Origin of the sequence: Corallococcus sp. AB011P, from assembly GCF_003611605.1 — a bacterium.
GTDB lineage: Bacteria > Myxococcota > Myxococcia > Myxococcales > Myxococcaceae > Corallococcus > Corallococcus coralloides.
This window is the reverse complement of sequence record NZ_RAVX01000004.1, coordinates 340,537-360,500: the sequence shown is the minus strand read 5'-3', so window position 1 is coordinate 360,500 and position 19,964 is coordinate 340,537. Positions and strand designations below refer to the sequence as shown.

Below are 19,964 nucleotides of genomic sequence, written 5' to 3'. Positions count from 1 at the left end.
CCTTATCCGCATGACTCCCCGTTGAGTGCGCAGCGGCCGGACGCGCAGGGCGTGAAGGAAGCGCTGGAGCAGCCCGTGGCCTCGCAGCGGCAGGTGGTGACCCGGTGGGTGGACGGGTCGCAGCACGGCGCGTAGTTCGTCACCGGCGGGGGGCCCGCGTCCGTGCCGGCGTCCACGCCCGCGTCGGTGCTGGTGCCCGCGTCGGTGCTGGTGCCCGCGTCGGTGCTGACGCCGCCGTCTTCGATGCCGGTGCCTGCGTCGGTGGTTCCCGCGTCGACGCCGGCGCCTCCGTCGAAGGTCGAGCCGCCGTCCTGGCTGCCGGGGAGGGTCTCGCAGCTGTCCCGGAGCGACGGCGTGCAGGTGCCGGCCGAGCACGCCTGGAAGCGGGTCTCACAGCCGTTGGGGTCCTCGCAGAGGCAGGTGTCCACCTGGTTGCGGACGCAGCAGACGGCCCAGGACACCTCGCCCAGTTCGTCCGGGTCCTCGTAGAGCGGGTCGAAGCAGGCGCCCAGGAGCGCGACGAGGGTGGCGAGGACGAGTCGTTTCACGGCGGTTGGGACACCCGGTGCGGCCGGCCTGGGACATGCCGCCGGGGTGCGACTAATATCCCACAGCCCATCGCGGATGCGATGCGATGTCCCAGGCCGCCGGGGCCGGGTGTCTCAAGGACGAAAAGGAAGGTCGGACCCATCGGATGGCGAGCGGGCTCGGTGCGGAGGAGCTCAGGGAGCTCTACGAGCGCTTCGCGCCCGTGGTGCACCGTCGCGCGCTCGCGCTGCTGGGCCGCGATGCCGACGCCTGGGACATCGTGCAGGAGGTCTTCGAGCGCATGTTGACGGCTGGCGCGCGGTTCCGACGGGAGGCCCGCCCCATGACGTACGTGTACCGCGTCACCACCAACCTGTGCTTCAACGCGCTGCGCTCGCGCCAGTTGCGGGAGCCGGTGCTCCTGGAGGCCCCGGAGGCCGCGGCGCTCACGCCCAGCCAGTGGGAGGCCGCGGACTTCATCCGCCACCTCGTGGGGCGGATGGGCGAGCGCGAGCTGGAAGTGGCCACGCTGCACTTCTTCGACGGGCTGACCCAGGAGGAGATCGCCGGGATGCTGGACGTGTCGCGAAAGACCATCGTCCGCGACCTGGACTCCATCCGGAAGAAGGCGGCGGAGCTGGGGCGGCTGCCGGAAGCGTTGGAGGCGGAGCGTGGCTGAGCACCTGACACGGCTGGAGCTGGACGAGTGGCTGTCGGGGCTGGATGCCTCGGGGCGCGCGGAGCGGCACGTGGCCGCCTGCCAGGCATGCGGGATGATCGCCGAGCGGCTGCGGCAGGCGCGCGCGTCGAGCCTGGCACAGCCCCGAGCGAGGGCGGTGCTGGCGAGGCTGGAGGAGAAGCGCGCCCGGTCCGCGAGGCCCTGGTGGAGTTGGGGCGTGCCGCTGGTGACCGCGCTGGTGGTGGGGCTCGCGCTGGTCGTCTATGTGCCGCGAGGCGCGGAGGACGGCGTGCGGCTGAAGGGGACCGTGGCGCTGCGGCTCTTGTCCGTGCAGGGCGCGCCGGTGCAGGACGCGAGGTCCGGTGAGCAGGTGACGCTGGCGGTCGGCACGGGGCCGTACCGGAACGTGCTGGTGCTCGCGGTGGATGAAGCGGGCGCGGTGGATGCGCTCTGGCCGAGGGAAGGTCAGGCGAGCGGCACGGTGGATCCGGGCGCGGAGGTCCGGTTGTCTCCCGCGTTGGAAGTGACGCCGGGGTCGGTGGCGTTGCATGCGTTCTTTTCGGATGCGCCGCTGGACGTGGAGCAGGCGCGCGAGGCGCTCACGTCGCGCGTCGCGGAGGCGCGCGGGAAGGGGCAGGGACCGCTGGAGGTGGCGACGCCGGAGGACATCGGGAAGGCCCAGGCGCGCACGCTGCTGAGGGTCGTGCCGTGAGCCGCACGCTGGGCCTGGGCTGGCGGGTGGGCGCGGTGCCGGACCCGCCGCGAGTGGGCGCGGAGGATGCGCGGCGCCGCTGGGCACTGTGCCTGGGGGGACGGTTGCTCGCGGTGCTGCTCATGGTGCTGGGACCGGCTCCGGTCGCCGCCGCGGAGGGGGCGCCGCGCCGCTGGGCGCTGATCGTGGGAGAGAACCAGGGTCTGGCCAGCGAGGAGCGGCTGCGCTTCGCGGAGACGGACGCGCAGCGGATGCGCGAGGTGCTCCAGGAAGTGGGCACCGTGTCGCCGGAGCGCACGATGACGCTGCTGGGCGCGGATGCCGCGAAGCTGCGCGAAGCCCTGGCGCGCTTCCGGGCGCGGCTGGCCGTGGAGGCTTCTCCGAAGGATTGGCTCCTGCTCTACGTGTCGTCGCACGCGGGCGACGGAAGCCTGCACCTGCGCGGCACCGAGCTGCCGATGCGCGAGCTGGTGGACTTCCTCAAGGGCGCGCCAGTGGGCGTGGGGCTGCTCATCCTGGACTCATGCCGTTCCGGTGTCGCCACGCGGTTGAAGGGCCTGAAGCCCGTGGCCGTGCCGGTCACGATGGAGGCCGCGGACCTGGAGGGCCGGGTCGTCATCAGCGCGTCTGGCGCGGATGAGTACGCGCAGGAGTCGGATGCGTTGCAGGGCTCCTTCTTCACGCACCATCTGGCGGTGGGGTTGCGCGGAGCGGCCGATGCTTCGCGCGATGGGCGCGTCACGCTGGAGGAGGCGTACCGCTACGCCTACGCGAGGACGCTGGAGTCCACGCTCGTCTCCCCGGGAGGCATGCAGCGTCCCACGTTCCGCATGGACCTGCGTGGGCGCGGAGAGTTGATCCTCTCCGAGCCCCAGCGCGCGCGAGGCCGGCTGACGCTCGACGTGAAGGCCCCGGGGCGTTGGCTCGTCATGGCGTCGGAGAGTGGCGCGCTGGTGGCGGAGCTGGAGAAGGGTGAGGGCCCCACGACACTGGCCGTGGCGCCCGGTGCGTACCGGCTGCTGCTGCGCGCGGAGGACGGATACCTGGAGCGGTCGGTGCGGGTGCCGCTCGACGGGACCGTGTCGGTGGGAGGCGAGCCCCTGGAGCAGGCCGCGAGGATGAGGCTCGCGCGAAAGGGCGGAGCGGGTTCGGAGCTGTTGGTCGCCGTGGGGCCATCGCTGACGTCAGGCATCGTGTCGGGCCTGTCGTCGCTCGCGGGCCTGGACGTGCGCTTGGTGCGCGAAGGGCGGCTGTTCACCGGCGTGGACACATCAGGCCTGGGGCTCGCGGTGCGGCGGGGGACGGGCAGCAGGGTGTCCTTCCAGCAGACGGAGCTGGAGCTGAGGCTGGGCGCGGGGCCGCACTGGAAGCTCGGAGCCTGGACGTTCAGCGGCGCGCTGGAGGCCGGGGCACTGGCCGTCTTCCAGTCGCGCATCCCGGACGAAGATGCGCGCTTCGGGCTGGAGCCACTGGCGCTCGTCACCGGGGGCGTACGGCTGGACGTGCGAAGCCGCCTGTCGATGCTCCTGAGCGCGTCCGCCGGAGGCGTCATGGCGAAGCGGGACTCCGGCACGGCACTGGTGCCCAGGGCGTCCGCGTCACTGATGGTCGGCTATGCGCTCTGACCTGTCGCGTTCGCCGGGCCGGGCCCTTGGGCTTATTTCGGTTGGAGCAAGTGGAACCAGGTGAGGATGCCCAGCGCAAAGTGCCACATCGCTACGTAGGCGCCCTCTCGTTTCTCCCAGCGCACCAGAAAGCGCCGGAAACGGTTGAGCCAGGAATGAGTCTGCTGGACGACCCAGCGGAGTGAAGGACGTCGCCGCTGCGACTGCGTGGGTCTTCGCAGGCCGCATCGCCTGGGATCCCGGAGTGTAAAATCAGACTCCCGGGCAGTTCGCGCACGGGCTTGAATGTGTAACCCAGGTCGACGAACGTCGTTTGCCGACAGCTGCGATTCGGCAGAGAACGTCGGATCGGAATGGGCTCAAGCGTGGCTCGCGCCAGCGTGAAGTCGTTCGCGTTGGCGCCAGCGACCAAGAGGCCGAGGGGGACGCCGCGTGGTCCTGAACCCGTGTGGAATACGGCCTCTGTGGAGGTGAGGTCGGGTCAGGCGCCTGCGCGTCTTTCGGTGCGCCGCGCGCGAAGCCCGCGGCGCACCGATTCTCCTACCGAGACCGCGCTTGAATCAGGGCACACCGCCTCATCGCGGCATCGCGGACAACTACTCAGAGTCCGTTGGGGACCACGGTCACGGTGCCGGAGCCCCTGTTGGTCAGGATGAGATCGGCGTACCCGTCCGCGTCCATGTCCGCGGTGGCGATGGCGTTGAGGCCAGGCGAGGCGCCGGTCGTGACGACGGTGCCAGAGGTGAAGCCTCCGTTGCCGTTGCCAGTCATCGGGCGGACGCCGCCCGATGCCGCGGTAACGAGGATATAGGCGTCGAGCTTGCCATCGCCGTTGAAGTCATCGGCCACGACGCCCAGCGCCGAGTTGGCGGCCGTAGTGGCCGCGGCGGTGGACTGAACGCCGCTCGCGAAGGTGCCGTTGCCGTTCCCCTTGAAGAAGAAGAGAAACCGGCCGGCCGCGCCGTTCGAGAGGATGTCGAGCGTGCCGTCGCCGTCGGCGTCACCGAAGGCGATGCCCGCCGTCTGGCCGTTTGCGGAGTTGCTGTAGGCGACGGGAGCGGCGAACGAGCCATCGCCCTGGTTGATGAGGACCGACAGGCGTGCGGTGGCGGGGCTCGTCACCACGAGGTCGGAGAACCCATCGCCGTTCAGGTCACGGCAGGCGATGGTTGACTGCGCGCCGCCGGTGTTTGAGATGCCGATGAACGTGGGCGAGCCGAAGCTGCCCGCGCCGCTGCCGAACAGCACGCTCACCTGGTTCTGGGTCACGCTGGTCGTGGCGATGTCAGCCACCCCATTGTTATCGAAGTCCCCGGTGCAGAGGTGGACGGAGCCCGGGGTGCCAGTGGTGAAGCTCGTCGGCGCGCCGAAGGTCCCGGGCGCGCTCGAGCCCAGGTTCTTGTAGACGCTGATGTTTCCGTTGATGAGGGGCAGGTTGGTCTGCCCGTTGACGGTGACGGCGTCGAGCCACCCGTCGCCGTCCACGTCCACGGCCACGACCGCGTTGCTGGAGAGCGAGGCGCTCCCGTAGTTGACCTCCGACTGGACGCTGGCGTCGCCATTCCCAAGGAAAACGGAGAGCGAGCCAGAGGGAGTCTGGGTCGACTCGGATTCGGCGTTGGCCACCAGGATGTCGAGCTTGCCGTCGCCATTCACATCGGCGACCGCCGGGGCCAGCGGGTTGTGGTTCGCGGGGGAGCTGACTGGCGTGCCGGGGACCTGGCCGGTGGGGGCGACCTGGCAGGTGGCGTTCGAGCAGATCTGACCCGCCGAGCACACGATGCCGCAGGCGCCGCAACTATCGGCGTCGCTCTGGAGGTTCACCTCGCAGCCGTCGGACGAGTTCCCGTTGCAGTCCGCGAGGGTGCCGGAGCAAGACTGGCAGTGGGTCCCCTCGTAGGTGGGCGCGCACTTGCAGGTGTAGCTACCCACGCTGTCGATGCAGGTGCCACCGTTCAGGCAGGGGCTTGCGGCGCACTCGTCGATGTTGGTGCAGGTCACGCCGTCGCCCTCGTACCCCGCATTGCAGGCACAGGTGAAGGAGCCCCCGATGTTGGTGCAGGTGGCGTTTTCGTTGCAGTTGTCGGTACCGGCGGCGCACTCGTCGATGTCGGTACACACTGTCGGCTCTCCCGTGCAGGTGTAGCCCGGCTCCAATTGGCAGACGCTGTTGCAGCCGTCTCCCGAGAGTTGATTGCCGTCGTCACAGACTTCGAATCCGCTCAGCACTCCGTCACCACAGATGGCCCGCAGCGACGTCTCCACCGCGTCCACCAGATAGAGCGCGAGCACCGCGCCCCTCATGCGCACGTAGCGATAGGGCACGTTCCCCGGGTACGTCGCCACCGCGATATGCGTCCCCAGGCCCAGCTCCTTCAGGTGCAACGTGCTGGAGCCGATGAAGGTCCCATCCGCCTTCAGGAAATCCACCTGGGCTACGAGTGCCAGCGTGAGTCCCTGGTAGTAGACGCGCAGGTCTCCGGTGCCTTCCTCTCCCTGGCCCAGGTCCAGGACCAGCGCTGAGTTGAGCAGGCTCAGCATGGTCGCGGCCTGCCCGTCCGGAGCGCCCAGCGCCGCGCTCGCGTTGAGCACCGCCGCCGTGGTGCTCGACACCACCGCGTCCGCATACGGGTCCCACGTCAAGGAAGCTTCCGGCCTCTCACGCGTCAACGCCGTGTCCACCTCTTGCGACACCCCGTCCTCCGGAGGACCTACCTTCTCATCGAGGGACTCCACGGCACACGCCCCCAGCGACAATGCCAGCGTCACGCCCAGTCCCCACGACCACAGCACACCAGAATGACTTCGCATCGAGTGTCTCCCCATCGAGGAGCAGGACGAAGCCCGGAATGGATCACCCCTCCTCATGGAATGAACGACACCATTTCGCGCTAACTACAGCCAGGCATGCAAAACTTTGATGGCAAACGTTTTCGGGCTGCCTGCCAACAAGCCCTGGAGGACCATCGACACCAAGTCCATGTCAGGTCTGTGTCCGTCTCCGCGAATCGATGCGCAGAGATGGGAATGGTAGCGCATCGCCAACAGTGCCGGTGAGCCCCAGGTGCGCGGCCAGGCGTAAAACCTTCGAGTGGAGGTGACGCCAGCACAACAGGAAGTGCCAGTCATCCAGGCGCGGCATAGGCAAACGAGGAGGACTTCCCCCGCCCCCCGCCCGTTCGCGGAGGCGAACCGGATGCTCGGAGCCCCAAAGGCGCTGAAATGCCTCCCCGCTTCCTGGTGGAGCCCTTGCGCCTTGGCGCTCATGAGTCCAGACGCAGTGCATTTCCTCCATGCGGCGGAGTCTCCGGGGTGTGTCGCGAATTGATGACGGTCCTTAATTTCAAACGACAAATGCCAGAGTGGTGTGGTTGTCTCCTGCTCCCCGGAATGCCTTCCGGAAAGGAGGCACCATGCTTCGAAGCACATTGAAGTCCGCGCTGGTTGCACTGGTCATCCCCAGCCTGCTGCTCACCGCCTGCGGTGAGGGATTGGAGTCGCGTCCCGCCCTGGACCCGGAGATGGCCCGAGTGCCGGCTGGCGCCCCGGTTCGCGAGGGCTACGCCTGGAACGTCGCGAGAGGGAAGCTGGTGCCAGTGAAGTACGCCGAGGTGGATGGCCTGGCCATCCTTGAGGGAGACATGGTTCTCGGCACGGTGGAGGAGATGGAGGCGCGCGTGCGCGAGGTGAAGGCCCGGGGAGGTCTCCACGCCCCGGGGGTCCAGGCCCAGGGCGTGGCCATCACCGGAGCAAACTTCCGCTGGCCCAACTCCGAGGTGCCCTACACCATCGACGCGGCTGTGCCAAACCAGGCGCGAATCATGGACGCCATCAATCACTGGCAACAGCGTACGCACCTGCGCTTTGTGCAACGCACCGTGCTTAACGCGGCGCTGTATCCGAACTATGTCAATTTCCAGACGGGCACTGGGTGCGCTGCCAACGTGGGCCGGATTGGTGGCAGGCAAGGGGTGTGGCTGGATGGCACCTGCAGCACTGGAAACATCATTCATGAAATCGGACACGCTCTGGGGCTGTGGCACGAGCAGTCGCGCGAGGACCGCAATAACTACGTGCTCGTCCGGCCCGAGAACATCATCCCGGGCTATGAGCAGAACTTCAGCCAGCAGATCGCCGACGGTGACGACATCCTCGCCTATGACTACGGCTCCATCATGCACTACCCGAGGACGGCGTTCTCGCGGAACGGGCTGCCCACCATCGAGCCGCTGGGGGGGCAGGCTATCGGGCAGCGCGATTCGCTGAGCATCACGGACGCGGCAACCGTGGCGCGTCTCTACTCGAGAACCATCTCCCTGCGTGCCTTGCGCGGCCACTACGTGGTTGCCGAGGGCGGCGGTGGCGGCGCGGTGAATGCTAATCGTGCCGGCGTTGGCCCCTGGGAGAAGTTCCAACTGGTGGACCGCAACGGGTTCGAACTGCAGACCGGCGACCTCATCCACCTGCAGACGGCCTCAGGTAACTATGTCATGGCCGTGAACGGTGGCGGCTCGGAGGTGACAGCCACCCCCACGGCGCCTGGCAACTATGAAACCTTCCGCATCTTGAAAATAGCCGGCACGGGCCTGCTCACCATCGGTACCGGAGACACCGTGGCCCTGTCGACGAACAATCTCCTCAACCCCCGCTACCTGTATGCCGATAACGGTGGCGACGGAGCGGTGTATGCCGCCGGCGCCGCCGTGGGGCAATGGGAGCAGTTCACCATCACCTTCTACTGAGGGACGGGGTAGGGCCGAGGAACTCCGGGCGAGAGCAGACACGCGTCTGGGAGGGCGTGGTCGCGGGAAGTGCCGTGGCCACGCCCAGGTCCTCGTAGAGGAGGGCCGCTCCCGCCTTTGCCCATTCACTCCGTCCGCTCGGGATGTTGCTGCCTGGCGCCAGGCAGGATCAACGCGGGCTGTGCGCCGACATGAACAGAGCGATGCCGAGTGGAGCCGCATCGAGCCCCTGCTGGGCTCCAGGACTGGTCCTCGCTCGAAGCGAGGGGACCGTGACTTCATCAACGCGGTGGTGTGGCGCGTGAAGCCCGGGTTTCAGTGGCGGGACTTGCCCGAGCGGTTCGGTCACTGGAAGACGGTCTACAATCGGTTCCATCGCTGGACGAAGACAGGACGATGGGAAGCCATCTTCAAGGCGCTACGGCTCCTGGAGTCACGTGGGGCCGCCAGGGGACTGCGGAGCAAGCCCCGGAAGCTGCTCTACGAGCGTCTGGTGGATGTGCTGCCCGCTGAGGTGCTGCGCACGGAGGTCCGGCGCCTGCTCAAGGCGCGTGAAGACTGGTGAGCTGCTTCAGCACCTTGGCGATGTGATGGTTCGTTCCCACCTTGCGCCGCAGGGCCGGGTTTCCAGATGTCTCCGCACCACCAGCGCATCTGAACCTCAATGTTCCCCCTGGGATTTGCAGTCGCTCTTCCAGCCAGCCCGGGCACATCTGCTCGACGGAGAACCTGTCGCCGTGAGGCGTTCCAGAGAGGAGCAGGCCTCTGCTTCAGTCGTCAGCGGCTGATGCTTCCAGGTAGAACACGCCTCGCCTGTCTTTCACCGGAGCCCCCATGACCCCGCGCCGCCACTTCCTGCTGTCCGTCACGCTGGGCCTCACCCTGGGCTGTGCGGGTGCGAAGCCCACCGCGACCCCGTCCGCTGAACCTGGCGCTCTGGAGCGCGTGGCACTGGTGCATGGTGGCGCGGGGCCGTGGGCGGTCGCGGGCTATCGGATGGGCGATTACGCGCTCCAACAGCTGGGTCTGCCCCGGGGCAGCTTCAAGCTGGAGGTCATCCATCACAGCCCCGCGAAGGTCCAATACACCTGCGTCGCGGACGGAGCGGCGGCGGCCACCGGCGCCAGCCTGGGCAAGCTCAACCTGTCGCTGGTGGCCACTCCCTCGCCGGAGGACGTCGCGACCACGTTCCGCAACCGCGACACAGGCCAGGCCCTCACGCTGCGCCCGTCCGCCAGCTTCGTGCAGCGCTTCCGCGACGTCCCTCGCGAGAAGCTGGGCGAAGCGGGCCGTGCCGTCCTCACCCTGCCAGACGCCGAAGTCTTCGAGACCGTCACGCCCTGAGCGGAACGCCGCTCAGGAGGCGACGAGCGCGATGGCCAGCGCCGGCAGCGCGCCCTGGACGATGCTGGCCGTGAGGAACTTCCGGTTGCTGCTCACCAGCACCAGCGCCGCCATCAACATGCACCCGCAGCCGAACACCACCGCTGCCACGCCCGACGCCACCGCGCCCCTGTGCACCAGCACCACGCCCACCAGCACGCCCACGGCGAGGAACAGGTTGTAGAAGCCCTGGTTGAGCGCCATCGGCTTCACCACATCCGCGTCCGCCTGCGACTTCAGCCCGAAGCGCTTCCACACCTTCGGCTGCGAGAAGACGATGCTCTCCATCACGAAGAACAGCACGTGGATGAGCGCGGCGATGACCGCGAAGACCTGCGCCAGTGGCGACATGATGACTCCCCCTCCGGGGTTGGGATATTCTGAACCAGTCAGTTCCGAATTCATATTGAAACGGTCAGTTCAGAATTGTCAAGGAGGGTGACGTGGCGCGGACGCGGGCGTTCGACGAGACAGAGGCGGTGCGGGCGGCGCTGGGGGTGTTCTGGTCGCGCGGCTACGAGGCGACATCGCTGTCGGACCTGGAGGCCGCGACGGGGCTGAACCGCTCCAGCCTGTACCAGACGTTCGACAGCAAGCGCGGGCTGTTCGCGCGGGCCATCGCGCTGTACCTCCAGGAGGTCATCGGGCCCCGGCTGGGTGTCTTCGCGAAGGACGCGCCGGGCCTGGAGCAGGTGACGGAGTACTTCGAGTCGCTCGCGGCGACGATGGCCACCGCGCCGCCAGCGCTGACGCGGCGGGGCTGCCTGCTGGTGAATACGGCGACGGAGCTGGGTCCGCATGACGCGGAGGCAAAGCAGGCGGTGGAGGACTACCGGGCGCTGCTGCGAGGCCACCTGACGCGGGCCCTGGAGGGCGCGGCCCGGGCGGGCGTGCTGCCTCGCAAGACGGTGGCGCGCCGGGTGGAGCTGCTCCTGGGAGCGGTCATTGGCGTGCTCGTCACGGCGCGCGTGGACCCGGCGGCCGCGGCGAAGCTGGCCCAGGCGGCGGCGAGCGAGGTGGCGGGCTGGGAGGGGTAGGGGGCGCCGGGCTTGTCCGGCGTGGGAAGGCTGGTACAAGGGCGCGTTCTCCCGAGGCGCCCCGTGCCTCCGTCCCCCGAGGCTCCGATGGAATTCTCCGCGCTCGCGCTGTCGCCCCCGCTGCTCCAGGTGCTGGAGGAACTGGAGTTCAAGACCGCCACCCCCATCCAGGCGCAGAGCATCCCGGTGCTGTTGCAGGGAAAGGACCTGGTGGGCCAGGCGCGCACGGGCAGCGGGAAGACGGCGGCGTTCGCGCTGCCCATCCTGCAGAAGGTGAAGCTCACGCAGGACCGGCGGCTCCAGGCGCTGGTGCTCTGCCCCACGCGCGAGCTGTGCGCGCAGGTGGCGGGAGAGATTCGCCGGCTGGCGAGGCGGATGCCGGGCGTGCAGGTGCTGGCGCTCGCGGGAGGGCAGCCCATCCGGCCGCAGGTGGAGGCGCTGGAGAAGGGCGTGCACATCGGCGTGGGGACACCCGGGCGCATCATTGACCTGCTGGACCGCGAGGTGCTGGACACGCGGCACCTGGCCACGGTGGTGCTGGATGAAGCGGACCGGATGCTGGACATGGGCTTCCGGGAGGACATGGAGCGGGTGCTCGGCGCGACGCCCGCGAAGCGGCAGACGGTGCTCTTCTCCGCGACGTTCCCGGACGACATCGAGAAGCTGAGCCGCGCGTTCCAGAAGGACCCCGTGCGGGTGTCACTGGCGCAGGAGGAGGCCGCGCCGGACATCCAGCAGGTGGGGTACGCGTGCACGCCGGAGGAGAAGCAGGCACTGCTGCTGCGGCTCCTGCGGCAGCACCAGCCGGCCTCCGCCATCGTGTTCTGCAACTTCAAGGCGGTGGTGGTGGAGTTGACGCGCGCGCTGGTGCAGGCGGGCGTGAGCGCGGACGGGTTGCAGGGCGACCTGGAGCAGTTCGACCGGGATCGGGTGATGGCGAAGTTCCGCAATCACAGCACACGCGTGCTGGTGGCGACGGACGTGGCGGGCCGGGGCATCGACGTGGAGGCGCTGGACGCGGTGGTGAACTACGAACTGCCGCAGCAGCCGGAAGCGTACGTGCATCGCATTGGCCGCACGGGGCGCGCGGGCCGTCGCGGGCTGGCGCTGTCGCTGGTGACGCGCTCGGACAGCCGCAAGGTGGACGACATCGAAGGTACGACGGGCGTGAAGCTGGAGAAGGGCGACGTGGACGCGCTGGTGCCGGAGAACGTGCCGGGCGTGTCGCTCATCTCCGGCTGGGAGACGCTGTCCATCTCCGCGGGGCGCAAGGACAAGATGCGGCCCGGAGACATCCTGGGCGCGCTGACGGGCGAGGCGGGCGGCCTCAAGGCGGAGGACGTGGGCAAGATTGAGATCCACGACCATCACGCCTTCGTCGCCGTCTCCAAGCGCGTGGTGAAGGTCGCGTTCCAGCGGCTGAGTGAAGGCCGCATCAAGGGCCGCAAGCACCGCATTGAACGCGTGCGGTGAGGAGCTACTAATCTACTTCGAAATTAGTAGTAGATTGGTAGTTCAAGCCCATGCGACTCCCCGCGACGCCTCCCGGCCTCCACGCGTTCGTCCAGACGGTTGCCAAGTCAGGGAAGGAGCGCCTTGTCGCTCTGCTGGAGCACAAGGCCGTGGGGCCAGAGCTCGACGGACGCTATCTCCACTGGGACGAGCTTCGCCGGCATCCCGCGCCCGAGGGCATGACGCATGAGGAGTGGTGGTACCGGGTCAAGACCGCACGAACCACGTTGAGCGCCGAACTGCCTCTCCTGGACAAGACGGGGCAGCCGTTCTCCTTCACCCGCCCCGACGGGCTCCTTTCCTCGCTGCATCGGATAGACCGGCAGCTCGGAAAAGGGCTGGAGCTGGCGGACCCTCAACTGGCCAACTCAGGCGTCCGGGATCGCTACATCGTCGAATCGTTGATGGAGGAAGCCATCACCTCCAGTCAGCTGGAGGGAGCCTCGACGACCCGAAAGGTCGCCAGGGAGATGCTGGAGCAGGGACGTCCGCCTCGGACCAAGGACGAGCGGATGATCTTCAACAACTTCCAGGCCATGGAGCTGATGCGCCGGAATGCTCATGTGCCCCTGACGACCTCCCTGCTGCTGGAGCTTCACGAAACCATCACGCGTGACACGCTCGACCCTGGAGGAGAGGGCCGCTTGCGGCGGGGCGGTGAGCCCATCACGGTCCAGGACCGGGCGAGTGGAGAGATCCTCCACGTCCCCCCTGACGCCAGTGAACTGCCCGGCCGATTGCGGAAGCTCTGTGCGTTCGCGAACGGCTCCGACGGGAGTGTCTTCATCCATCCCGTCGTACGCGCCATCGTGATTCATTTCATGCTCGCCTATGACCATCCCTTCGTGGATGGAAACGGCCGCACCGCACGGGCCCTGTTCTACTGGAGCATGATCCGGGAGGGATATTGGATCGCGGAGTTCCTCTCCATCTCCCGGATCATCCAGCGCGCCCAGATGCAATACAGCCGGGCGTTCCTGTTCACGGAGACGGACCGGGGAGACCTCACCTACTTCCTCCTGCACCAACTGGACGTCATCCAACGCGCGACCGATGACCTCTACGCGTATCTGGAGCGGAAGGGGCAAGAGGCCCGGCAGGTGGATCTTCTCCTCAAGAAGGATGCGGGCCTCAATCCCCGGCAGCGGGAGCTGCTGGCGCATGCCCTTCACCATCCGGCCGCGCGCTACGACATCCAGTCGCACCGGCGTCGGCACGGAGTGGTCTATCAAACCGCCCGACAGGACCTGCTCGACCTCGAAGCCGCGGGGTTCTTGGAGAGGGATCAGATCGGACGGGCCTACTTCTTCTCGCCCGTTGCCCACCTGGAGCGACGCCTCAAGAAGCACAAGCCCTGAAGTGGGTCACCCCGGTGCGCTCTTGCGCTCCGTCGCGACCGGCGCCTCCGTGTGCTTCGCCAGCGCCTCCATGATCTGCTCCGCCTTCCATCCCGGATCCAACACGGGACAGAAGTAGCCCGGACCCGCGCGCTCTCGCACGGCCCAGGCGAAGAAGTCCCTCGCCACGGTGTGGACTTCTTCGGGCAGGAAGAGCGCCGCGACGTCGTACTCCGTGAAGCGCAGGAGGCCTGGGGCGCGCCACTCCCGTTCCCAATCGAAGCGGTAGCTGTAGGGCGCGTTGTGCGCGTCGCCCTGGATGTCCACGAAGGGCGTTACCGCCCACACGGGTTCCTTCTGGGGCTCCTTCGCCGCCAGGGCCTGGTCCAACTGGTGCCTCATCGCCAGGTGCGCTGGCGAGCCGTACTGCACGTACCAGACGGGTCCTCCGCCCTGCGACAGGATGAAGCTCTTCCGGAAGGCGATGCCGTACAGGCTCCGGCGCTGCACGAGCCTCGCGAGTTGATCGAGCGGAATCTCGCTGAAGCACACCGAGCGGTGCCGGTCCGCCACCACGGACTCCCTCCGCGCGATGCCAAACCCCTCCGCGCCCGGGATGAGCGTGCGCGCTCCCAGGATGCTCATCATGTTCTGGTAGGCGTCGTGGTACGGGGGCCCGGGCTTCGTGAAGTGCACCACGAAGTCAGACATGTCCCGCCACTGCGCATTCGCCTGATACCCGAGCATCGCCTCGCGAGTCTCCCGGCCCGGTCCCTCCTTCGCAACACAACGTGCTGGGTTGTCCCAAGGCCTGCCCGCCCTCCTGACGTGCGAAGGCCTCAGGACAGGCGGACGGGCGCTGGCTCCCTCGGCCGCGACAGGCGCATCAACGCCAGCCCCGCGAGCACCGCCACCGACGCCACCGCTGCCTCCCGTGCGCTCGCGCCGAAGGCCACCAGCGTCAGCCCCAGCACCAGCGTGGGCACCGCCAGCAACGCGTGCACCGGCCGCAGGTTCCGCTCCCGCCGCAGCGACAGCACCGCCAACGCCGCCGCCGTGACACCGAATTGCATCAGCACCGCGATGGCGGAGAGCGCGAAGAGCTCCGACAGGTCCCCCAGGTTCACGAACCCCAGCACCAGCGCCCACGTCACCGCCAGCGCCCGCATGGGCACGCCCGACGCCGACATTTGCTCCAGCCCGAACAGCGAACGCTCCCCGGAGGCCAGCGCGGACAGGTAGCGCGGCGTCGTCACCATCATCCCCACACAGATGCCCAACGCGGACACGCTCGTGCCCGCGCCCACCAGCCGCTCGAGCCCCGCGCCGCCCCACACCCCCGCCGCCTGCGCCAGGGGCGCGGTCGCCCTCGCCAGGTCCGGCAGCGCCGCGACACACGCCCACACGAGCCCCACGTACAGCAGCATCGCCAGCAGCAGTGAGCCCACCGTCGCCATGGGCACCGTGCGCTCGGACGCGCGCACCTGTCCCGCGATGACCGGGACGATCTCGAAGCCCTGGTAGGCGAACATCACCGTCAGGCCCGCCTTCAGCCAGGACGCTCCCGTGGCGGGCAGCGGTGGCGGCACATCCCTGTCAGGCAGGAAGAAGAACGCACCCAACAGCACCGCCAGCGGCACGAGCTTCAGCACCGTGAGTGCCGTCCAGGTCCGCGCCGACACGCGGATGCCCGACGCCACCAGCGCCGCCAGCCCCGTCACCAGCGCGGAGGCCAGCAGCCGCTCGCCCACGGGTCCGCCCAGGCCTACCGATGGCGCCACCGCGCGCGCCAATCCCGCCATCACCGCGGACGTGCTCAGGAAGGCGCTGACGTAGGCCACCCATCCGACGAGGAACGACACGCGCTCGCCGAACGCCGCCCGCGCGAACACCACGGGCCCACCATCCGAGTCGAACCGCCGGCCGAGCACCGCGAACGCGAACGCCACCGGCACCAGCGCCAGCCCCGTCAGCGCGAAGGCCCACACCGCGCCCAGGCCGGGGGCCTGCGCCGCGACCTCCGCGGGTGCGAAGAAGATGCCGACGCCCACGATGCCGTTGACGCCCAGGGCCAGCAGTTGGAACGGCCCGATGGTGCGCTCGGGCGCGACGCCGGAGGGAGGGGTGGACACGGCGTGGACTTCACTACACCCGCGCCCCGCGCACCATCGCCGTGCTCAGGGATGGGCGAGCAGCACGCTCAGCGCCGCCATGCGCCCGGTCGCGGACTCCCGCTCCAGGGACTTCGGGATGGAGACGAACACGTCGTTCTCGCGCTGGTCGCCGCAGGCGCGCGTGCCCCGGTAGTGCTTGCGGTCTCGCTCGATGATGAGGTTGTAGCCGCACGGCCCCACCGACCCCGTCAGCGCGTCCGGGCTGAGCGTCAGCGACGAGGGCTCGCCCGCGAAGGTGCCCATCATCTCCACGACGTCCGGACGCTCGTCCACGGTGAGCTCCACCGGCTTCTCCCCCACCGTGCCCTCGATGCGCCGCTCCGACAGCTTCAGGTCCACGGGACGCTGGAAGGCCTGGCCCTTCAACGCGTTGTCCGACAGCTGAAGCTTCAGGTCCGGACCCTGGAGACCCTGCGCGTCGACGTTCGCACGCACGGTCGTCCGGGGCGTCCGCAGCTCCACGGTGTCGTTCTTCTTCGCCACGGCGGATCCGCCCGCGAGCAGGGCGGCAACGGTCAGGATGCGAGCGATTCTCATGCTCCAAAGCTGGGGCGCCGGGCCACGCGTCACCAGGGCCATGCCCCGGCTGCTCGGCGGGCCGCACGTTCGTGATATCCGTGCGCACGTGTCCCGCACGCGCCTGCTGGCCCTCCTCGTCGCACTCGTCGCCATCGTGGTCGCGGTCTGGCAGCGCTCCCGAGCGGTGGAACGGCTGGGCCAGGACTTCGACGAGGCGACCTACCTGCCCATCGCCTTCACCTATGCCCGGATGATGGACGAAGGCCGCTGGGGCGACATCGGCCAGCTCCGGGAGAACTTCGAACATCCGCCGCTGGTGAAGCTGCTCTTCGCCGAGTCCGTGCGCGTGACGGGCGCCCCGGAGCCGGACTGGCGGGACGTCCCCATGGGCCGGCCCATTCCGGACGCCGCGCGCCCCGCGTTCGACGTGACGCGAGGCCTGTCCGCGGTGGCCGGCGTGCTCCAGGTGGGGCTCGTCGCCCTCGTGGATCCGCTGGGCGCGCTCCTGCTCGCGTGGGACCCGTACCACACCAAGTACACGTCCCAGGCGTACCTGGAGGCGGTGCCGGGGCTGCTCGCGGTGCTCGCGCTGCTCGCGTTTGAACGCGCCCGGCGCGGAGGCTTCGCTCCGGGATGGACGGCGGTGTCCGGCGCGCTGCTGGGGCTCGCGGCGGCGGGGAAGTATCCGTATGGCCTGGTGGGCGGGCTCACCTTCCTGCCGTTCCTGATATCGGGCGCGCGCACGCGGTGGCGCCCGTGGGCCGCCATCGTCGTGTCCACGGCGGCGGTGTTCATCCTGGTGAACCCGGCCCTGTGGGCGTCTCCGTTCGCGTCGCTGTGGGAGTCCATCACCTTCCACTGGGGCTACTCCCACAACGAGCACGTGCGCCGCGCTGGGCTGCCCTGGTACCAGCCGCTCGTGTTCCTCACGGACACGTGGCTGTCGGGCTCCGACCCGGGCATCTACCTCACGCACTTCAACGCGCGGGCGCTGTTGCCGCTGGCGGTGGTGGGCCTGCCCCGCACGTGGCGCGAGCGGCCCGTGTGGGCGGTGGCCGCCGTCGTGGGCCTGGTGTTCCTGCTGCTGTGGAACACCAAGTGGCCGCAGTACCTGCTGCTCGTCATTCCCGCGCTGTGCGTCTGCGCGGGCGGGGGCGTGCGGACCCTGGCCCGCGGGGCCGTGTGGCTGCTGCGCAAGGTCCAGGGCTCGCGCGTCAGCGCAGGTGCGTGAAGACGCACGGGTCCGCGGGCATGTCCAGGTCGCAGATGGGCATCAGGCACGTCACCTTCGCGCGGCGGGGCAGCGGCACCCAGCCCGAGCGCAACAACAGACAGGCCGACGTGCCGGGCCCGCGCAACATGCCCGCGAACGCCACGCCCCGGCGCTCCATGTCCTGCATGGCCACCTGGAGCAGCCTCTGCCGGTCCTCGGTGGACACGGAGGCGTGGAAGGCCATCAGGTCCACCACCTCCGCGGTGAGCTCTCCCACGCCCGTCATCAACAGGCTGTGTGAGCTCACCAGTCCGCGCACCTCGCCGTCCTGCTCCAGCACGAAGGTCCGGGGCACGTCGCGGTACTGGAGCTGGGCCGCCAACTGCTCGGTCGTGTACGTGTAGCCCAGCGTCACCGGGCGCAGCATGTCGTGGACCAGCGCCGTGCATGGGCCCAGGTCCGCCGGATGGTAGGGGCGGATGCCCTGTGGGTCCGCTTCACGGAAGCGGTGCCGCAGGAAGGGATGCGCCAGCGTGAACAACCTCCGCTCGTTGTCCGTGAACGACCAGCGGGCGAGCGCTCGCGCATCAAAGGCATACAGCCACATCCCCTGGCCACCGAAGAGGCGCGTGTTCCACGCGTGCCGCCAGAAGCCCGGCGGGCGGGGCTCCGTGGTCGTGAAGCCCAGGGTGAGCCGCGCTGCCCGGTCCTGGTGCCTCCGGAGCAGCTCGTGCGCGAGCTTCGCGGCAATGCCCTGTCCTCGATGGGAGTTCGTGACGGTGGCCCGCAGTCCATAGCTGCCGTCCACTTCCAGGCGTCCCAGGCGCAGCTTCGCGGGCTCCGCGAAGAGGGTGCCCACCAGCGTCTTTCCCTCGTACGCCGCCAGCAGGTAGTCGCGCGGCGCCTGTCCGTCCCGAAACAGCCGCCAGTCGCAGAAGCGCTTGTCCCAGACGGGGATGGGGGCCGTCTTGCCGTAGGTGGATTGCCAGACGCGGTTGAGGAACCACGACGCCTCGGAGGCGTCACCTTCGAAGGTGCGCACCTCAATCATGGCCTGCCCTCCGGGACGGGATGCCGGAATGCCCGGGGATGGCGTGCCGCATTCGCCATGCGATTGCTGTTCATGGCAAGGAAGGTAGGGAGGGGGGCCGGGCTGGAAATCGGCCGCCGAGGACGGTTCCTCCCTGGCTGTCATTGCCGCGTCAATGCCAGGCCTCCCACGTGCGCTGGTCCACAGGCACCGCGCTGACAGGGAGGGAGAGTGTGCGGGGCTCGCCGTCCCGCGCGCTTCAGGGAGGGGTGAGCGCGAAGTCCGCGTACACCGCGCCGTGGTCGGAGCCGCCGTAGCCGCCGGTGGGCTCACGGGCCACGCGGAAGGAGCCCGGCACATAGCTGCCGCCCTCGTTGGGCGCGAGGTAGAGGTGGTCGATGGCCTGGCCCCTGCCGGAATAGAAGTACGTCCAGGTGTCGCTGACCGGCCGGTCCCTGGCGACGCGCAGCAGGGCCTGGTCCAGGGCGTTGATGGGATCCGAGCCGGGGATGTCGTTGAGGTCTCCGCCGAGCACGATCAGCGCGCCGGGGAACTCCTTGGCCGATTCGAGGAGAATCTCCCGCGAGGCATTGGCCTCCGCCATGCGGCGGCCCGGATCGTCGTCCACCTTGGAACGGAAGTGCGCCGCGAAGACGATGACCCGCGAGCCGTCCATGTCCACGTGGACCTCGAGCAGGTCGCGCGAGAAGCGGGTGGCGGAACCATCTGGCCTGTAGATGTATTGGTTCCGGTGGCTGCGCACTTCCGTGATGGTGTGGCGGGAGAGGACCGCCACGTCCACGGACGCCTTGGTGTAGGTCTCCCCGAGCTTTGAATGGGGGAACTCCGGGACCTTCTTCAACAGCCCATCCAGCGAGTTCTGCGTTTCGACTTCTTCCAGCAGCACGATGTCCGCGTCGAGCGCGGTGATGGCCCGGCCGAGCTGGCCCACCTGCGCTTCGAACTCCGCCTCGGTGGGCAGCTCCTCGTAGTTGGAGCCTCCGCAGGAGCCCGTGTCGCAGACGGTGTCGAAGAGGCGGTGCACGTTGAACGCCGCGATGCGCACGTGGGTGCCGGACTGGACCGGCGCCGTTCCGCTGTCGGGCTGCGGGCAGTTGCCCTGGACGCAGGACCCGGCGTCCGGAACCGGCGGGGTTTGAGAAGGCAGACCGTCACAGCCCGCGAACGCGAGCACCAGACCGCACAGAACGAGGGTCGAGCGGGGACGGAAGCGGAAGGGGAGCCGCGGCGGGGGGGCCATCGGGGCGGCAACCTAACATCGGGGCGCTCCCGGGTGCTGCGCGGACCGCCCTGGAGTGTCCGCCGACGCGGTGCGGCTCGCGGCTTCGTCCAGGGGGGCGGACTCCCGGTCCCGGTGATGCGGACCCCGGGTGGGGCTGTCCCGCCGCTCCAGGCCCGGGCCGTGCCGACCGGCCACGGAAGGGCCAGCGCCGTTCGGCGTGGCTCCGCGAC

At 69.0% G+C, this 19,964-nt stretch carries 18 protein-coding genes and 1 pseudogene; 10 read left to right on the top strand and 9 right to left on the bottom strand.

Annotated elements, in window-relative coordinates:
- Positions 1–2: 2 nt before the first annotated feature.
- Positions 3–548, bottom strand: a complete 546-nt coding sequence (locus D7X30_RS43610) for a hypothetical protein (protein WP_120563540.1) — start codon at positions 546–548, stop codon at positions 3–5.
- Between the two features lie 146 nt (positions 549–694).
- On the opposite strand from D7X30_RS43610, the gene D7X30_RS14715 reads away from it, so the two are divergent.
- From D7X30_RS14715 to D7X30_RS14705, 3 genes are read left to right on the top strand one after another with little or no spacing between them, the layout of a single operon-like run.
- Complete coding sequence (locus D7X30_RS14715) at positions 695–1,207, top strand: sigma-70 family RNA polymerase sigma factor (protein ID WP_120563539.1); 513 nt, start codon at positions 695–697, stop codon at positions 1,205–1,207.
- Positions 1,200–1,919: a hypothetical protein gene (locus D7X30_RS14710; RefSeq protein ID WP_120563538.1), complete on the top strand. Its 720-nt coding sequence runs from the start codon at positions 1,200–1,202 to the stop codon at positions 1,917–1,919. Before D7X30_RS14715 ends, D7X30_RS14710 begins: the two co-directional genes overlap by 8 nt.
- Complete coding sequence (locus D7X30_RS14705) at positions 1,916–3,544, top strand: caspase family protein (RefSeq protein ID WP_120563537.1); 1,629 nt, start codon at positions 1,916–1,918, stop codon at positions 3,542–3,544. Before D7X30_RS14710 ends, D7X30_RS14705 begins: the two co-directional genes overlap by 4 nt.
- A gap of 32 nt (positions 3,545–3,576) precedes the next feature.
- On the opposite strand, the pseudogene D7X30_RS42860 reads toward D7X30_RS14705, so the two are convergent.
- Together D7X30_RS42860 and D7X30_RS42305 are read right to left on the bottom strand one after the other, a co-directional pair.
- Positions 3,577–3,729 (bottom strand): annotated as a pseudogene (locus tag D7X30_RS42860) (IS5/IS1182 family transposase); the annotation flags it as partial.
- 415 nt (positions 3,730–4,144) lie between these two features.
- On the bottom strand, positions 4,145–6,355 hold the full coding sequence (locus D7X30_RS42305) for an FG-GAP-like repeat-containing protein (protein WP_199724312.1): 2,211 nt from the start codon (positions 6,353–6,355) through the stop codon (positions 4,145–4,147).
- A gap of 602 nt (positions 6,356–6,957) precedes the next feature.
- On the opposite strand from D7X30_RS42305, the gene D7X30_RS14690 reads away from it, so the two are divergent.
- The 3 genes from D7X30_RS14690 to D7X30_RS14680 all read left to right on the top strand — a co-directional run bounded on the left by D7X30_RS14690 (position 6,958) and on the right by D7X30_RS14680 (position 9,630).
- Complete coding sequence (locus D7X30_RS14690) at positions 6,958–8,286, top strand: M12 family metallopeptidase (RefSeq protein ID WP_199724311.1); 1,329 nt, start codon at positions 6,958–6,960, stop codon at positions 8,284–8,286.
- Positions 8,287–8,467: 181 nt separating this feature from the next.
- The gene (locus D7X30_RS41960; RefSeq protein ID WP_158619268.1) at positions 8,468–8,851 is read left to right on the top strand and encodes a transposase; all 384 of its coding nucleotides are present in this window, start codon (positions 8,468–8,470) and stop codon (positions 8,849–8,851) included.
- Positions 8,852–9,120: 269 nt separating this feature from the next.
- A complete protein-coding gene (locus D7X30_RS14680) occupies positions 9,121–9,630 on the top strand; it encodes a formylmethanofuran dehydrogenase subunit E family protein (protein WP_120563535.1) in 510 nt (169 codons plus the stop codon).
- 12 nt (positions 9,631–9,642) lie between these two features.
- On the opposite strand, the gene D7X30_RS14675 is transcribed toward D7X30_RS14680, so the two are convergent.
- On the bottom strand, positions 9,643–10,020 hold the full coding sequence (locus tag D7X30_RS14675) for a DUF1304 domain-containing protein (protein WP_120563534.1): 378 nt from the start codon (positions 10,018–10,020) through the stop codon (positions 9,643–9,645).
- 92 nt (positions 10,021–10,112) lie between these two features.
- On the opposite strand from D7X30_RS14675, the gene D7X30_RS14670 reads away from it, so the two are divergent.
- From D7X30_RS14670 to D7X30_RS14660, 3 genes are all read left to right on the top strand, one after another.
- Positions 10,113–10,706, top strand: coding sequence for a TetR/AcrR family transcriptional regulator (locus D7X30_RS14670; RefSeq protein ID WP_120563533.1), 594 nt, complete (start codon positions 10,113–10,115; stop codon positions 10,704–10,706).
- Between the two features lie 87 nt (positions 10,707–10,793).
- A complete protein-coding gene (gene dbpA, locus D7X30_RS14665) occupies positions 10,794–12,179 on the top strand; it encodes an ATP-dependent RNA helicase DbpA (RefSeq protein ID WP_120563532.1) in 1,386 nt (461 codons plus the stop codon).
- Positions 12,180–12,229: 50 nt separating this feature from the next.
- Positions 12,230–13,576, top strand: a complete 1,347-nt coding sequence (locus D7X30_RS14660) for a Fic family protein (RefSeq protein WP_120563531.1) — start codon at positions 12,230–12,232, stop codon at positions 13,574–13,576.
- Between the two features lie 6 nt (positions 13,577–13,582).
- On the opposite strand, the gene D7X30_RS14655 is transcribed toward D7X30_RS14660, so the two are convergent.
- From D7X30_RS14655 to D7X30_RS14645, 3 genes are all read right to left on the bottom strand, one after another.
- A complete protein-coding gene (locus D7X30_RS14655) occupies positions 13,583–14,266 on the bottom strand; it encodes an abortive infection system antitoxin AbiGi family protein (RefSeq protein ID WP_233591558.1) in 684 nt (227 codons plus the stop codon).
- A gap of 128 nt (positions 14,267–14,394) precedes the next feature.
- On the bottom strand, positions 14,395–15,648 hold the full coding sequence (locus D7X30_RS14650) for an APC family permease (RefSeq protein ID WP_120563754.1): 1,254 nt from the start codon (positions 15,646–15,648) through the stop codon (positions 14,395–14,397).
- A gap of 84 nt (positions 15,649–15,732) precedes the next feature.
- Entirely contained in the window at positions 15,733–16,266 is a 534-nt protein-coding gene (locus D7X30_RS14645) for a hypothetical protein (protein WP_147443190.1), read from the bottom strand.
- Positions 16,267–16,354: 88 nt separating this feature from the next.
- Here D7X30_RS14645 and D7X30_RS14640 point away from each other — a divergent pair, with 88 nt between their 5' ends.
- Positions 16,355–17,479, top strand: a complete 1,125-nt coding sequence (locus D7X30_RS14640) for a hypothetical protein (protein WP_120563528.1) — start codon at positions 16,355–16,357, stop codon at positions 17,477–17,479.
- Here D7X30_RS14640 and D7X30_RS14635 read toward each other — a convergent pair.
- Both D7X30_RS14635 and D7X30_RS14630 read right to left on the bottom strand, forming a co-directional pair.
- Positions 17,463–18,512, bottom strand: a complete 1,050-nt coding sequence (locus D7X30_RS14635) for a GNAT family N-acetyltransferase (RefSeq protein ID WP_120563527.1) — start codon at positions 18,510–18,512, stop codon at positions 17,463–17,465. The two genes, D7X30_RS14640 and D7X30_RS14635, sit on opposite strands and share 17 nt — an antisense overlap.
- 238 nt (positions 18,513–18,750) lie before the next feature.
- On the bottom strand, positions 18,751–19,752 hold the full coding sequence (locus tag D7X30_RS14630) for an endonuclease/exonuclease/phosphatase family protein (protein ID WP_120563526.1): 1,002 nt from the start codon (positions 19,750–19,752) through the stop codon (positions 18,751–18,753).
- Positions 19,753–19,964 lie beyond the last annotated feature (212 nt).

Bases quoted from the DNA above. Each gene is read 5' to 3' on its own strand.
- D7X30_RS14630 (WP_120563526.1), bottom strand. From the start codon at position 19,752: ATGGCCCCCCCGCCGCGGCTCCCCTTCCGCTTCCGTCCCCGCTCGACC.
- D7X30_RS14660 (WP_120563531.1), top strand. From the start codon at position 12,230: ATGCGACTCCCCGCGACGCCTCCCGGCCTCCACGCGTTCGTCCAGACG.
- D7X30_RS14645 (WP_147443190.1), bottom strand. From the start codon at position 16,266: ATGAGAATCGCTCGCATCCTGACCGTTGCCGCCCTGCTCGCGGGCGGA.
- dbpA (WP_120563532.1), top strand. From the start codon at position 10,794: ATGGAATTCTCCGCGCTCGCGCTGTCGCCCCCGCTGCTCCAGGTGCTG.
- D7X30_RS14675 (WP_120563534.1), bottom strand. From the start codon at position 10,020: ATGTCGCCACTGGCGCAGGTCTTCGCGGTCATCGCCGCGCTCATCCAC.
- D7X30_RS14680 (WP_120563535.1), top strand. From the start codon at position 9,121: ATGACCCCGCGCCGCCACTTCCTGCTGTCCGTCACGCTGGGCCTCACC.
- D7X30_RS42305 (WP_199724312.1), bottom strand. From the start codon at position 6,355: ATGCGAAGTCATTCTGGTGTGCTGTGGTCGTGGGGACTGGGCGTGACG.
- D7X30_RS14635 (WP_120563527.1), bottom strand. From the start codon at position 18,512: ATGATTGAGGTGCGCACCTTCGAAGGTGACGCCTCCGAGGCGTCGTGG.
- D7X30_RS14715 (WP_120563539.1), top strand. From the start codon at position 695: ATGGCGAGCGGGCTCGGTGCGGAGGAGCTCAGGGAGCTCTACGAGCGC.
- D7X30_RS14690 (WP_199724311.1), top strand. From the start codon at position 6,958: ATGCTTCGAAGCACATTGAAGTCCGCGCTGGTTGCACTGGTCATCCCC.
- D7X30_RS14655 (WP_233591558.1), bottom strand. From the start codon at position 14,266: ATGTCTGACTTCGTGGTGCACTTCACGAAGCCCGGGCCCCCGTACCAC.